The 14,513-nt window shown below is 67.5% G+C and carries 11 protein-coding genes; 3 read left to right on the top strand and 8 right to left on the bottom strand.

Annotated features, from left to right (window positions below):
- Positions 1 to 57 precede the first annotated feature (57 nt).
- Together ACPYN9_RS14785 and metX are read left to right on the top strand one after the other, a co-directional pair.
- Positions 58 to 1,347: a bifunctional o-acetylhomoserine/o-acetylserine sulfhydrylase gene (locus ACPYN9_RS14785; RefSeq protein ID WP_424467307.1), complete on the top strand. Its 1,290-nt coding sequence runs from the start codon at positions 58 to 60 to the stop codon at positions 1,345 to 1,347.
- A gap of 28 nt (positions 1,348 to 1,375) precedes the next feature.
- Complete coding sequence (gene metX, locus ACPYN9_RS14780; RefSeq protein WP_424467306.1) at positions 1,376 to 2,584, top strand: homoserine O-acetyltransferase MetX; 1,209 nt, start codon at positions 1,376 to 1,378, stop codon at positions 2,582 to 2,584.
- Here metX and ACPYN9_RS14775 read toward each other — a convergent pair.
- From ACPYN9_RS14775 to ACPYN9_RS14755, 5 genes are all read right to left on the bottom strand, one after another.
- On the bottom strand, positions 2,477 to 3,862 hold the full coding sequence (locus ACPYN9_RS14775) for a glycosyltransferase 87 family protein (protein WP_424467305.1): 1,386 nt from the start codon (positions 3,860 to 3,862) through the stop codon (positions 2,477 to 2,479). The two genes, metX and ACPYN9_RS14775, sit on opposite strands and share 108 nt — an antisense overlap.
- A gap of 20 nt (positions 3,863 to 3,882) precedes the next feature.
- Positions 3,883 to 4,818, bottom strand: coding sequence for an ADP-dependent NAD(P)H-hydrate dehydratase (locus tag ACPYN9_RS14770; RefSeq protein WP_424467304.1), 936 nt, complete (start codon positions 4,816 to 4,818; stop codon positions 3,883 to 3,885).
- A 100-nt stretch (positions 4,819 to 4,918) separates the two neighbouring features.
- Positions 4,919 to 5,962 carry a hemolysin family protein gene (locus ACPYN9_RS14765; RefSeq protein ID WP_424467303.1) on the bottom strand — a complete coding sequence of 348 codons (1,044 nt, stop codon included), beginning with the start codon at positions 5,960 to 5,962 and terminating at the stop codon, positions 4,919 to 4,921.
- Positions 5,955 to 7,301, bottom strand: coding sequence for a hemolysin family protein (locus ACPYN9_RS14760; protein WP_424467327.1), 1,347 nt, complete (start codon positions 7,299 to 7,301; stop codon positions 5,955 to 5,957). The genes ACPYN9_RS14765 and ACPYN9_RS14760 overlap by 8 nt, the downstream gene beginning before the upstream one ends.
- 174 nt (positions 7,302 to 7,475) lie before the next feature.
- Complete coding sequence (locus tag ACPYN9_RS14755; RefSeq protein WP_424467302.1) at positions 7,476 to 8,915, bottom strand: GuaB1 family IMP dehydrogenase-related protein; 1,440 nt, start codon at positions 8,913 to 8,915, stop codon at positions 7,476 to 7,478.
- A 144-nt stretch (positions 8,916 to 9,059) separates the two neighbouring features.
- Between ACPYN9_RS14755 and ACPYN9_RS14750 the strand changes: the two genes are divergently transcribed.
- Positions 9,060 to 12,758, top strand: a complete 3,699-nt coding sequence (locus tag ACPYN9_RS14750) for a multifunctional oxoglutarate decarboxylase/oxoglutarate dehydrogenase thiamine pyrophosphate-binding subunit/dihydrolipoyllysine-residue succinyltransferase subunit (protein WP_424467301.1) — start codon at positions 9,060 to 9,062, stop codon at positions 12,756 to 12,758.
- Positions 12,759 to 12,922: 164 nt separating this feature from the next.
- Here the strand turns inward: ACPYN9_RS14750 and ACPYN9_RS14745 are convergent, their stop codons facing one another.
- The 3 genes from ACPYN9_RS14745 to ACPYN9_RS14735 are packed head-to-tail and all read right to left on the bottom strand — an operon-like array spanning position 12,923 to position 14,388.
- Positions 12,923 to 13,465: a hypothetical protein gene (locus ACPYN9_RS14745; RefSeq protein WP_424467300.1), complete on the bottom strand. Its 543-nt coding sequence runs from the start codon at positions 13,463 to 13,465 to the stop codon at positions 12,923 to 12,925.
- 30 nt (positions 13,466 to 13,495) lie between these two features.
- Positions 13,496 to 13,756: a zf-HC2 domain-containing protein gene (locus tag ACPYN9_RS14740; protein ID WP_424467299.1), complete on the bottom strand. Its 261-nt coding sequence runs from the start codon at positions 13,754 to 13,756 to the stop codon at positions 13,496 to 13,498.
- Positions 13,753 to 14,388, bottom strand: coding sequence for a sigma-70 family RNA polymerase sigma factor (locus ACPYN9_RS14735; RefSeq protein ID WP_104312180.1), 636 nt, complete (start codon positions 14,386 to 14,388; stop codon positions 13,753 to 13,755). Before ACPYN9_RS14735 ends, ACPYN9_RS14740 begins: the two co-directional genes overlap by 4 nt.
- Positions 14,389 to 14,513: the final 125 nt, after the last annotated feature.

Below are 14,513 nucleotides of genomic sequence, written 5' to 3'. Positions count from 1 at the left end.
CCACACTCGGTGCCACCCGGCTGTCCAGTCGGGTCGCGGCCGAACCGGAGGCTACCCATGACCCAGAGCTTTGAGACACGGCAGATCCACGCAGGCTCCGCCCCAGACCCGACGACCAACGCGGTCGTCACCCCCATCTACCAGACGACCTCGTACGTGTTCGACGACGCACAGCACGCGGCCGACCTCTTCTCGCTTGCGCGCGCCGGCAACATTTACACGCGCATCACCAACCCGACGACCGCGGTCCTCGAAGCACGCATCGCCGACCTCGAGGGCGGCAGCGGCGCCCTCGCGCTGGCGTCAGGGCAGGCGGCCGAGACCTTCGCGATCCTCAACATTGCCGGCGCCGGCGACCACATCGTGTCCTCGACCTCCATCTACGGCGGCACCTTCAACCTGTTCAAGTACACGTTCGCGAAGCTCGGCATCGACGTGACCTTTGTCGAGGATCAGAACAACCCCGACGCCTGGCGGGCCGCCGCGAAGGAGAACACCAAGCTGTTCTTCGGCGAGACCATCGGCAACCCTGCCGTCAACATCCTCGACATCGAAGCCGTCGCAAACGTCGCCCACGAAGTCGGCGTGCCGCTCATCGTCGACAACACCATCGCGACCCCCTTCCTCATCCGCCCCTTCGAGCACGGAGCCGACATCGTCGTCCACTCCGCCACGAAGTTCCTCGGCGGCCACGGCGCCGTCATCGGCGGCATCATCGTCGACGGGGGCACCTTCCCCTGGGACGAGCACAAGGACCGCTTCCCCGGGCTCTCCGAACCAGACCCGAGCTACGACGGGCTCAGCTACACGGGGGCGCTCGGCAACGAGAACGCGTTCCACACGAAGGCGCGCGTGCAGCTCCTCCGCGACATCGGCGCATCCATTGCCCCGGCATCGTCGTGGCAGATCCTCCAGGGCGTCGAGACCCTGAGCCTCCGCATGGAGCGGCACGTCTCGAACGCCACGGCGATCGCGAGCTGGCTGCAGGGCAATCCCGAGGTGCAGAACGTCAACTACGCGGGACTCGACTCGAGCCCGTGGAACTCCCTCGCGCAGCGCTACGCCCCTAACGGCGCCGGCGCCATCCTGTCTTTCGAGCTGCGCGGCGGCGTCGAAGCCGGCCGGAAGCTCGTCGACCGGGTGCAGCTATTCAGTCACCTCGCGAACATCGGCGACGTGCGCAGCCTCATCGTGCACCCGCCGTCGACGACGCACTCGCAGCTGACACCCGAGCAGCTGCTCGCCTCAGGCATCAACCCGGGACTCGTCCGGCTCTCTGTCGGACTCGAGAACGTCGACGACCTGATCGCGGACCTCTCGCAGGCCCTCGACTCGCTCCGCGCGTAAGCGCGGACTTGCCGCTAGCCTGGCGCTGATGGACTGGACAGATCACGGCATCTCGCCGCCGAGCGGCAGAATCCCGAACGACGAGCTGCGGGCGGTCTCCCTGAGGCCGCCCGCCTCGGGCGCCTGGCGCGACGGCGACGACCCCGGCCACCGGCAGTTCGCCTGGCTCGGGGCCTTCACCCCCGAGCACGGCGGCGAGCTGCCGCTCATCCGACTCGCCTATGAGACGTGGGGAACCCTCAACGAGGAACGGTCGAACGCGATCCTCGTCCTCCACGCCCTCACCGGCGACTCCCACGTGGAGGGCCTCCTGGGCGGCGGGCATCCGACGGCCGGCTGGTGGCCAGGCATCATCGGACCGGGCGCACCGCTCGACACCGACCGCTACTTCGTCGTCGCTCCCAACATGCTCGGCGGATGCCAGGGCTCGACCGGGCCTGCCAGCCTCGACTCCCGAGGGAATGCCTACGGCTCCTCGTTCCCCGTGCTGACCATCAGAGACCAGGTGCGCGCCCAAGCGCTGCTGGCTGATGAGCTCGGGATCTCGGAGTTCGCAGCCGTTATCGGGGGCTCCATGGGCGGGATGCACGCGCTCGAGTGGGGCATCATGTACCCGGAACGCACGAAGCGACTGGTCGTGATGAGCGCCCCCGCCGCCTCAGACGCGCAGACGATCGCCCAGAATACGCTGCAGATCGAGGCGATCCGTCTCGACCCGAACTTCAACGGCGGCGACTACTCCGACGAGCCAGCAGGGTTCGGCCCGCACCGCGGGCTCGCCCTTGCGCGACGCCTCGCCATGCTCAACTACCGCTCGGGAACCGAGCTCGACGATCGCTTCGGCAGGAGCTGGCAGTCGAATCTCAGCCCCGAGCAAGACGAGGGCCGCTACGCCGTCGAGTCTTACCTCGACTTCCACGGCAACCGGTTCACCCGTCGCTTCGACGCGAACAGTTACATCACGCTCCTGACCGCGATGAGCTCGCACAACGTCGGCAGGGACCGTGGCGGGGTGGATGCGGCGCTTGCGCAGGTCACCGCTTCGACGATGGTCATCGGCATCTCGACCGACGTGCTGTTCCCGCTCGAGACGCAGCACCGCATCGCTGCGGGCGTGCAACACAGCTACTCAGGAGATCGAGCCGTCACGATTCGATCGAATTTCGGCCACGACGGATTCCTGCTTGAGATCCACCACGTCGGCGACGCCATCCGCTCCATGCTCGCGAACGGCTGACGTCCCCGTCGCCCCCGCCGCCGTGGCGGCGGTTGTCGCCCTGCCGACGCCTCGCCTGCCACGCGGCCAGATGGCCCAGAGCGCCCAGATCAGCAGCACCACGAGCAACCCGTTCCGGCCAGCCAGGAGCGCGACGCCTGCGGCGTGGGCGTCGGTCACGAAGTTGTAGTTGCCCGGGTAGATCACCTGCGTGAGCCAGGCGATGCAGAGGGCGATGCCTGCGGGAAGCGCGAAGCGCCTGACATCGACGATCAGCCCAAACACGATGACCGGGGCAAGCCAGGTGATGAACTGCGGCGAGCCGACCTTGTTGAACACGATGAAGGAGAGCACGAGCGCGAGCGACAGCGCTGGGAACAGCCGGGTGAACGGCATCCCCCGTCGCTTCGAGACGAGCGCGAGGAGCACGACACCGAGCACGGCGAGGGCGAGCACGGGAGTGAGCAGGGCGCTTACGAACGCGGTGCCGGGGCCGTCGACCTGGAAGGTCAGAATCTCCATGGAGTAGTAGGCGTCATACCCAGGAACCTGCAGCGAGGCGAGCCACATGGGCACCGTCGCGGCGACGGCCTCGACCTGCAGGCCACGGCCGGTCTGCTCCGTCACGAACGAAAGGACGTTCGCCCCGCCGCCCAGAGCCAGCGCAGGGATGAGCACGGCCGCGCAGACCACGACGGCGCCAGCAGCCAGCCAGAGTCGGTGGCGGAGCACGATGAAGGCCGCAGCGAAGACGGCGGCGGGCCAGATCTTGAGCCAGGCGCCGAAGGTCAGCAGCGCCCCGGCGATCTCGGGGCGGCGGCGGAGCGCGAGCAGGGCGAGGATCGCGATCGGCACGCTCACCGCGTCGATGCGTCCGAGGGCGACCGGACCAAGCAGCGCCATGAGGATCAGCCACCACCACGCCGCAACCTGGCGAAGCCCCGCGTTTCGCGACGAGGGCCGCCAGAGGGTCAGCGCGGCGAAGGCGACGGCGTTGCCAGCTGCGACGACGAGCAGCCAACCGAGACCGTAGTTCGCCTGCCCGCCCACCACGTCAGCCAACAGCATCGGGAGCAGCGAGGGCAACGGATAGACGAAGGTCGTGTCGAGTCCGGGCACCTGCCCGAGCTGCGCCTGGTCGACCCAGCCGCGATACACCTGGAACACGTCGCCCATCGGGTTCGAGAGCGAGTAGAGGTTCACGAGGATCAGCACGTAGTGGACGCCCGCGAAGGCCAACCAAAGCGTCACGATCGAAAGAGGGCCTCGCCAGTGACGGGCGATCCACGACGTAGTCATGCCGGACAAGCTACCCCAGGTCAGGCGCGCGCCTTGGACGCCACGAGCGCACCGACGAGGCGCGGCAGGACCGCGGTCGCGTCGCTGGCCCTGATCGGCGCACCCGCGCCGTGCCGCCTGAGCTCCTCGATCGACCCGAGCTGGTCGGCCATGGCAGCGTTGTTGCCGACGTTCAACTGCGACGCGAGCCAACCGGCTCTCGCGTGCAGCCACACCGCAGCTGCCGCAAGCTGCTGCGGCTCGGGCTGTTCGGCGACATCCCGTTTTGAGGCGACCGCGCTCATGGCGCCCATGGCCCCCGCCAGCACGTCACCCGTCCCCGCCGTTGCAAGCCACGCCCCCGGCGCATCCACGATGATGGTCGGCCCGTCTCCGGCGATGTAGGTGCGGTGTCCCTTGAGCACCAGCGTGCAGCCCAGGCGGTCGGTGACGAGACGAACCGCCTGCTCCGGCTCCTTGATCACGTCCGCGGCCTGCACCTCAGTGTTCTCGAGCTTGGTGATGAGCGCTGCCAGCTCCGCCGCGTGCGGCGTCAGGATGCACCGACGAACGTGGTGGCCACCAAGCACGCGCTTCGCGATCTGCCCGAGGGCACCTGAGTCTGCGATGACCGTGGCATCAAGCTCACGGGCACGGTCGAGCGCCTCGCGCGCCTCGCTGGTCCTGCGGACGTCCTTCGGATCGATCCCGGAGCCCACCACGAGCGCATCAAACGACGCGAGATCGGCGACGACCTCGGGACTCTGCCACAGCACGGCCTTCGTCTCCGCCTCCCCGCCCGAGTAGCGCACCATCCCGATTCCGGTGGCCAGCGCCGCCCTCGTGCCAAGCACCGCCGCCCCCGGGTAGTGCGTCGAGCCGGTCACGAACGCGGCGACACCCCTGCGGTACTTGTGGTCGTCCTCGCGTGGCGCGAAGACACTGCTCGCGGCATCCTGTGCATCGAATTCCCTCACCCGGCCATCCTGGCCCTTCGAGGCCGACACGCCAAGTCGTGGCCACGAGACGGCGGGCCGTCTGCCAGCGCCTCACAGGCTCCCTGCGTCCGTCTACCCCTCAGTGCCGTGCCGTCGCGTCCCGAATCTCGCCGACGAGCTCCTCGATGATGTCCTCGAGGAACAGCACGCCGCGCGTCGTGCCCTCGCGGTCGAGGACCCGAGCCAGATGGCTCCCGGTGCGCCGCATGGTCGCAAGGGCGTCCTCGAGGTCCGCCTCGTCGTGGATCGAGTCGAGGGAGCGGATGCGCTTGGCCGGAATCGGCCGGTCGAACTCGCCCGGCTCGTCGAGGTCGAGCACGTCTTTGAGATGCACGTACCCGGAGAAGCCGCCGTCGCCATCGAGGATGATGTAGCGCGAGAACCCGTGCTCGGAGACGGCGCGCTGCAGCATTTCCGGCGTCGCATCTGGGGGCAACACGACCAGCTGATCGCCCGCGAGAGCGACGGATGCGACCTTCTTGGCCGTGAACTCGAAGGTGTTGGACAGGGTGCCAGCACGGTCCATGAGCACACCCTCGCGCTTCGACTGCTCGACGATCCCCGCCACTTCGTCGAACGTGAAGGCGCTCGTCGTCTCAGCCTTCGGCTCGACGCCGAAGAGCCGAAGGGTCGCGTTCGCGATGCCATTCAGCGCCCAGATGACAGGTGCGAACAGCCGCGAGAAGAAGACCAGCGGAGGAGCCAACAGCAGCGCCGCACGGTCAGGAATCGAGAAGGAGATGTTCTTCGGAACCATCTCGCCGAGCACCACGTGGAGGTACGACACGACGATCAGCGCAATGATGAACGCGATCGTCGAGATCATCTCCTCGCTCAAGCCGGTCGCCGCGAGCGGGATCTCGAGCAGATGGTGCAGCGCGGGCTCGGAGACGTTGAGGATCAGCAGCGAGCACACGGTGATGCCAAGCTGGCTCGTCGCCAGCATGCCCGTCGCGTGCTCCATGGCGTAGAGCGTCTGCTGCGCCGCCTTGCTGCCCCGCTCGGCCCGCGGCTCGATCTGCGAACGCTTCGCGGAGATGACGGCGAACTCGGCCCCGACGAAAAACGCATTGGCCGCAAGCAGAACCACCAGCCACGCGAGTCCTGACCAGTACTCAGCCACGGTGCTCCTTCTCGGCGTGCTGGTCGGCGAGGCGCTGCATGAGCGCCTCCCTCGACTCGTAAGACTCATTGGGCGTGAACGCGACGCGGTCGACCCGGCGCCCATCCATCCGGTCGACGCGGAACGTTCCGACGGGCACCTGCACCTCGTCGCCGACGGCGGGAATGCGCTCGAGCGCGTTCATGATGAAGCCGGCGACCGTCTCGAACGGGCCATCCTCGTCGAGCTCGATGTTCAAGCGGTCGCGGACCTCGTCCGGCCGGAGCATGCCGTCGAACGTGGTCCGCCCCTGTGCCCGGACGACGTCGAGATGCGCTCGATCATGCTCGTCGACGAGCTCGCCGACGATCTCCTCGACGAGGTCCTCGAGGGTCACCACCCCGTTCGTGCCGCCGTACTCGTCGAGCACGACGGCGAGTTGGAAGCCGCCGGAACGCAGCTCCGCCAGCAACTCGTCGAGCCCCAGTGTCTCGGGGACCAGCAACGCATCGGTCTTGATCGCGCCGATCGGCACGGACCGGCGACGCTCGAGTGGGAGTGACACGGCGTTCTTCAGATGGGCGACGCCAACGATCTCGTCGATGTCCTCCCCCGTCACCGGGAACCGCGAGTGTCCGGTCGACTTCGCGAGGTCGATGAGATCCTGCACCGGGGCGTCGACGGCGACTGACTGCACGCGGGGCCTGGGGGTCATGACGTCGGCGGCGATGTGGTCGGAGAAGCGCAGCGTGCGGCTGAGCAGCACAGCCCGCTCGCCCTCGAGGATGCCGACGAGCGCGGAACGTCGGACCAGGCTCGAGAGCTCCTCCGCGGTGCGCGCTCCGGACAGCTCTTCCTTCGGCTCGATGCCGATCGAGCGGATCAGGCCGTTCGCGCTGCCGTTCAGCACCGCGACCGCGGGCCGGAAGACCGTCGTGAAGGCCACTTGCAGGGGGACGAGGAACTTCGCCGTGGTACGCGGCACCGCCAGCGCGAAGTTCTTCGGGATGAGCTCGCCGACGACCATGGAGAGCGCCGTCGCGATGACGATCGCGAGCACCGCGCCGACCGGGCGAACGGCGTCCTCCGGAAGGCCGACCGCCTCGAGTGGCGTCGCGAGGAGCGACGAGATCGCCGGCTCCATCGTGTAACCGGTGAGCAGCGTCGTCAGGGTGATACCGAGCTGCGCGCTCGAGAGGTGCGTCGAGGTGTGCTTGAGTGCGTTGATCGTCGGCGTCAGCCGCTTCTCGCCGCGCTCGCGCCGCTTTTCGAGGTCATTCCGGTCGAGATTGACAAGCGAGAACTCCGAGCCGACGAACACGCCCGTGCCGAGCGTCAGCAACACGCCGATGGCGAGCATGATCCATTCGTTCACCGCGTCTCACCGCCCTCAAGACAAGGGGTCGGCTCGCGCCGTGCGTGGGGAGAGCTCACGCCCCGAAGATGCGAGTGTCGTGGAGGTGCGGATCGCGGAGGATGGTCATCGTCCATAGTTGCCACGCAGTATATCCAAGCCCGCCTCAGCCGACCGCCCCTACCAGGACACCGGGAGGGCCTTGCCTTCTTCGTACCCAGCTGCCGACTGAATGCCGACCTTCGCCCGCTGACGGAACTCGGGAACCGAGTCAGCACCCGCGTAGGTGAACGATGACCGCACGCCCGTCGTGATCATGTCGATCAGGTCGTCGAGCCCCGGCCGCTTCGGGTCGAGCATGATCTTCGACGAGGAGATGCCCTCCGCGAAGAGCAGCTTCCTGGCACGCTCGTATGGCTCCAGGTCGCCGAAGCGTGCTTCGACCGCCTTAGTGGAGGCCATGCCGAAGGACTCCTTGTACCAGTTGCCTGCGGCGTCCGTGCGCACGACCCCTGGTGCCTCGACGGTGCCGGCAAACCACGAGCCGATCATGACGGCAGAACCGCCGGCGGCGAGTGCGAGGGCAACATCGCGGGGGTAGCGGACTCCCCCGTCTGCCCAGACGCGGGCACCGAGGGCGTGGGCAGTCTCGGCGGTCTCGAGGACAGCAGAGAACTGAGGGCGACCGACGGCGGTCATCATGCGCGTCGTGCACATCGCGCCTGGGCCGACCCCGACCTTGATAATGCTGGCACCCGCGGAAACCAGATCGTGCACGCCGCTGCCACTGACGACGTTCCCAGCGACGATCGGGACGCCGAGCTCGGCACCACGGACCGCTTCGAGGGCTCGCAGCATGCTGCCCTGGTGGCCGTGAGCGGTGTCGAGGACGAGCACGTCCGCACCAGCTTCCACCAACGACCTGGCCCGCTCGAGCGCACCGCGCGACACGCCGATCGCGACTGCGACTCGGAGCCGCCCATCCGCATCCAGCGCCGGCTGGTAGATCGTGCTGCGCAGCGCTCCGCTGGCCGTGACGGTGGCGAGTGCGCCGCTCTCGGTCCGCACGGGTGCGAAACTCTCGCCTGAGGCCGCGAACGAGTTGAAGACGGAGCGCGAGTCACGCGCGAGCTCCACCGGGAGCTCATCGACGAAGTGGTGACGTAGGTCGGAGAGCACCGCATCCTCAGGCACACGCGCGAGCGTGGTCGCCTGCAGCACGCCGAGCACGTCTCCGCCGGACCCGAGCACGGCGACGCCGAAGCCCGCGACGGGCGGCACGGTCTCGAGCACGGCCCCCACCGTGGTGTCGCCGGGTGCCGAGAACGGGGTGTCGAGCACCGGGTCCTGCGACTTCACCCAGCGAATCGCCGCCTGCAGGTCCTCGAGCGACAGGTCCTGCGGCAGGACGCCGAGCCCGCCGCGGCGCGCGATGGCGGCGGCCATGCGCGGTCCGGTCACGGCGTTCATGTTCGACGCGACAAGCGGGATCGTCATGCCGGTTCCGTCGTCTGGCGCCAGCGAGACGTTGAGCCTCGAGCCCACATCCGATCTGCTCGGGATGAGGAACACGTCGGAGTAGGTGAGCTCGTGGTGGGGCGCGGGACCAGAGAAGTGCATGACTGCCAGATTACGTGGCCACGTGCCTGAACGGCCCACTTTCGCGCAGAGCGCTCTCCAGGGGCGTTAGGCTGGTCACTCGATGGGGTCGCCGCCCAGATTCGGCGCGTCCCGCATCACTAGACGAACGCGAGACGAACTCAGGTGGCGAGTCATTTGACCAGTGCGGGTACAGACGAAGCAAAGTCCGATTTCGGGGCCAACGATTGGCTCGTCGAAGAGATGTACGAGAAGTACGTCAAGGACCCGAAGAGTGTCGATGAGGCCTGGTGGCCGACACTCGAGCAGTACGCGAAGCAGCAGGGTGCTGCTCCGGCGAAGGCGGCACCGGCGGCTCAGCCCGCGCAGGCCGCCGCAGCGGCTGCGACGAAGCCCGCTGCCGAGGGCGAGGCGCGCAAGCAGGCGAAGACGACTGCAGCCGCCCCGCAGGAGAAGCTGATTCCGGCGGATGCGCCTGCCGCCGACAAGGAGAAGGCGCCCGTTCGCGAGAACATCGTTTCGCCGCTGAAGGGCATGTCGAAGGCCATCGCCAAGAACATGGACATCTCGCTCCAGGTTCCGACGGCGACGAGCTACCGAGAGATCCCCGCGAAGCTCATGATCGACAACCGCATCGTGATCAACAACCACCTGCGTCGCACTCGTGGCGGCAAGGTGTCGTTCACGCACCTCATCGGCTGGGCCCTGGTCAAGGCGCTCATCAAGTTCCCGAGCATGAACGTCTACTACGACGAGATCGACGGCAAGCCGTCAGCGATCGAGCCGGCGCACGTCAACCTCGGCATCGCCATCGACGTGCCAAAGCCCGACGGGACCCGCGCCCTCGTCGTGCCGAGCATCAAGCAGGCGGAGACGCTGAACTTCCGCGAGTTCCTTGGCGCATACGAGGAGCTGATCAAGCGCGGCCGGCAGAACAAGCTCAGCGGCGACGACTACGCGGGCACCACGATCTCGCTCACGAACCCGGGCGGCATGGGCACGCTTCAGTCGGTGCCGAGGCTCATGAAGGGCCAGGGCGCCATCATCGGTGCGGGCGCGCTCGACTACCCGGCCCCCTACCAGGGCATGGCACAGCACGTCATCGACGACCTCGCCATCTCCAAGCGCCTCACCATCTCGAGCACCTACGACCACCGCGTCATCCAGGGTGCAGGCTCGGGTGAGTTCCTCAAGATCGTGCACGAGCACCTCACGGGGCAGCACAACTTCTACGAGGAGATCTTCGCCTCGCTGCGCATCCCGTACAAGCCCGTCGTCTGGTCGCAGGACGTCCACGTCGACCTCGCCGCGGCGATCAACAAGACTGCGCGCGTGCAGCAGCTCATCAACATGTACCGCGTCCGCGGCCACATGATGGCCGACATCGACCCGCTGCAGTACGTGCAGCGAACGCACCCCGACCTCGAGATCGAGAACCACGGGCTGACGTTCTGGGACCTCGAGCGCGAGTTTGTCGCGGACGGCTTCGGGGGAAGCCAGCGCATGCTCAAGCTGCGCGAGATCCTCGGCATTCTCCGCGACTCGTACTGCCGCACGATCGGCATCGAGTACATGCACATCCAGGACCCGGAGCAGCGCGCCTGGTTCCAGGACCAGCTCGAGCACCCCTACACCAAGCCCACGCACGAAGAGCAGATGCGCATCCTCAACAAGCTCAACGAGGCTGAGGCGTTTGAGACCTTCCTGCAGACGAAGTACGTGGGCCAGAAGCGCTTCTCGCTCGAGGGCTCTGAGTCGGTCATCTCGCTGCTCGACACGATCATCCAGGGCGCCGCCGAGGAGGACCTCGACGAGGTCGCGATCGGCATGGCGCACCGCGGTCGACTCAACGTGCTCACGAACATCGCCGGCAAGACCTACGGCCAGATCTTCCGCGAGTTCGAGGGTGTCCAGTCCAGCTCCGGCCGCGGCAACTCGGGTGACGTCAAGTACCACCTCGGCATCGAGGGCACCTTCACCGCCGCCTCCGGCGCGACGATCCCGGTGTACCTCGCCGCAAACCCCTCGCACCTCGAAGCCGTCAACGGCGTGCTCGAAGGCATCGTGCGCGGCAAGCTCGACCGCAAGGCCGACGGCCGCGACGCCGTCCTGCCCATCCTCATCCACGGAGACGCGGCGATGGCAGGCCAGGGCGTGGTCTACGAGACGATGCAGATGTCGCAGCTGCGCGCGTACCGCACCGGCGGCACGATCCACGTGAACATCAACAACCAGGTCGGCTTCACGACGACCCCTCGCGATGCTCGCTCCTCGATGTACTCGACCGACGTCGCGAAGGCCATCTCCGCGCCCGTGTTCCACGTGAACGGCGACGACCCCGAGGCCGTCGCCCGTGTCGCCGAACTCGCGTTCGCCTACCGCCAGCGCTTCAAGCGCGACGTGGTCATCGACCTGATCTCGTACCGTCGCCGCGGCCACAACGAGGGCGACGACCCCTCGATGACGCAGCCGCTCATGTACAACCTCATCGAGGCCAAGCGCTCCGTTCGCAAGCTGTACGCCGAGGCGCTCGTCGGCCGAGGCGACATCACGCAAGACGAGTTCGACGCCGCGCAGAAGGACTTCCACGACCGCCTCGAGCGCGCATTCGCCGAGACACACCAGGCGCAGACGCAGTCGACGCCCATCTCAGCTGCCGAGCTCTCGGCCGTGGGCTCCCGCGAGGAGAACCACCGCTCAGAGCCCGAATCGACGGCGGTGGCTCGTGAGGTCATCGAGACCATCGGCGACGCCCACGCGAACACGCCAGAGGGCTTCTCGGTGCATACGAAGCTCAAGTCGGTGCTCTCGAAGCGCGAGCAGATGAGTCGCGAAGGTGGCATCGACTGGGCCTTCGGCGAGCTGCTCGCCCTTGGCTCCCTGCTCATGGAAGGCACACCCGTGCGCATGTCGGGCCAGGACTCCCGCCGTGGCACGTTCGTGCAGCGGCACGCGCTCTTCCACGACCGCCTCAACGGCCAGAACTGGCTGCCGCTGTCGAACCTGAGCGACAACCAGGCGCCGATCTCGATCTACGACTCGTTCCTCAGCGAGTACGCGGTGCTCGGCTTCGAGTACGGCTACTCGGTCGAGCGCCCTGACGCGCTGGTGCTCTGGGAAGCGCAGTTCGGCGACTTCGTCAACGGCGCGCAGACCATCATCGACGAGTTCATCTCGGCCTCCGAGCAGAAGTGGAACCAGCGCTCGAGCGTCGTGCTGCTGCTCCCGCACGGCTACGAGGGCCAGGGCCCCGACCACTCGTCGGCGCGCATCGAGCGTTTCCTGACGCTCGCAGCCGAGGAGAACATGACGGTTGCGATGCCGTCGACGCCCGCCTCGCACTTCCACCTGCTGCGCCGTCAGGCATACGCGCGCCCGCGCAAGCCGCTCGTGATCTTCACGCCGAAGTCGATGCTGCGCCTGCGCAGCGCGGTCTCGCCCGTCGAGGACTTCACGCACGGCTCGTTCCGCCCCGTCCTCGACGACGACCGCATCACCGACAAGGCCGCGGTGCGACGCGTCGTCCTGCACGCCGGCAAGCTGCACTACGACCTCCGCGCAGAGCTCGACAAGCGCGAGGACACCTCGGTCGCTCTCGTGCGGCTCGAGCAGTTCTACCCGATGCCCGGCGTGGAAATCAACCGGATCCTCGCCGAGTACCCGAACGCCGAGATCGTCTACGCGCAGGACGAGCCTGAGAACCAGGGAGCCTGGCCCTTCATCCGCACGCACCTCGCACCGATGCTCGAGGGACGCACGATTCGTGTGGTCAGCCGCCCCGAGTCGTCGGCGCCGTCGGTGGGCACCATGAAGGCGCACCAGCGCCAGCAGGCTGAGCTCATCGAGGGCGTGCTCGCCGAGTAGTCACACGGCTGCAGACGCGGTCGAAGCAGGCGCCAGTCCCGAGCAATCGGGTCTGGCGCCTGCTCGCGTCGGTGCACCTGCTCGTTCAGCTTGCGCCTGCACGTTGAGCTCGCGCCTGCACGCGGAGTTGGCGCGGCTCGCCTCCGCCCAGACACGCCTCGCGCTCAGCGACCGATGAGCAGCGCCACCGCATCGTCGAGGTAGGGCACGAGCGGTGACGCGCTGGCAGCTCCGTCGGCCGACGCAGCACCGGGTACGGCGCCCCAGTGCACGACGACCTCGCCGTCGCTGACCTCGATTCCCGGATGCGCGTCCCGCCCGTTGGCGTCGGAGAGTTCGAGGCTCGTGGCGTCGTAGTTCACCGTCTCGCCGAGCTCGAAGCCCGAACGCACTGCGGCGAGCTGCACGCGGCGGCGCTCGGCTGCGAGCGTCGACTGCTCACTGTAGTGGTCCGGTTGCTTCGCGACCCTGATGACCGAGCCGACACGGTACACCGAGGCTCGCTCATCCAGCAGCAACTCTCGCAATCGCCACACGCGAGACACGCGGCGCATGATCGGACGGCGCGAGACGCCCAGCAGCGGACGGCGTTCGACGAGTGTCGCGAGCGTCTCGGTCCGCGCACCGCCTGCCTCGAGTTCGGCAACGATGCGCGTCAGGTTCGCTGCGAGGTGCGCCCACGCGGCATCGTCAGCCCCGGCGGTCATCCGCTCCCCACTCGGTCGGCCTCAGTCGTCTCAGTTCGCGACTGGCGTGCCGTGCGAGCGCTGGATGTTGCGCAGCTGCTCGAGCACGTGCAGTCGCAGCTCCTCTGGAGCGCGTTCCTTGCAGGCGCGCTGCACGACCTCCATGAGGGAGCGATTGACGTGGAGCTCGCTCTCGCAGTCTTTGCAGTGCTCGAGGTGCTCGCGGATGTCGCTCGCGTCGGTGCTGGCGAGTTCGTTGCGCAGGTACTCCTCGAGGGCGTCCTTGGCTTTCTCGCAACCGCAATCGGTCATTTCTTGCTCCCTGTTTCCTGCTCGTCCCCGTCAAGGGCCGGAATGATGCCGTTCTCTCGCGCATAGCCGGTGAGGCGTTCGCGAAGCAGTCGCCGGCCGCGGTGCAACCGCGACATGACGGTGCCGACGGGGGTCTTCATGATGTCTGCGATCTCCTTGTAGGAGAAGCCCTCCACGTCCGCGAGGAACACCGCGAGGCGGAAGTCCTCCGGGATCGCCTGGAGGGCGTCCTTCACCGTCGAGTCGGGAAGGTGGTCAATGGCCTCAGCCTCGGCGGACCGCGACGAGGTCTGCGCGGTCGCCGACTCGGCGCCGCCCAGCTGCCAGTCCTCGAGGTCCTCGAGCGCGTTCGCGTAGGGCTCGCGCTGCTTCTTCCGGTACGAGTTGATGAAGAGGTTGGTGAGGATGCGGTAGAGCCACGCTTTGAGGTTCGTGCCCTGCTCGAAGCGCGCGAAAGCGACGAACGCCTTCACGAAGGTCTCCTGCACGAGGTCCTGCGCATCTGCGGGGTTTCGAGTCATGCGCATTGCTGCCGCGTACAACTGGTCGATGTACTGCAGCGCCTGCTCCTCGAACAGCTGCCGGAGTTCGTCCTGGTCTGGGGTCGCCTGCGGCGACTTCTGCTCACTCATTACGCGTGAGTGTACTGCCGTGTACCGTTCGGCGGCTTGACGCCTCGGCGGTGCGAGCGTTGATTGCAAGCGCTTCCCTCCTGTTCGATGCCTGGCGGATGCGGAATATCCGGTGGCATGAGCGC

This window comes from Pseudoclavibacter helvolus, assembly GCF_049707175.1.
Taxonomy (GTDB): domain Bacteria; phylum Actinomycetota; class Actinomycetes; order Actinomycetales; family Microbacteriaceae; genus Pseudoclavibacter; species Pseudoclavibacter helvolus_A.
This window is presented reverse-complemented; position numbering and strand designations above follow the sequence as displayed.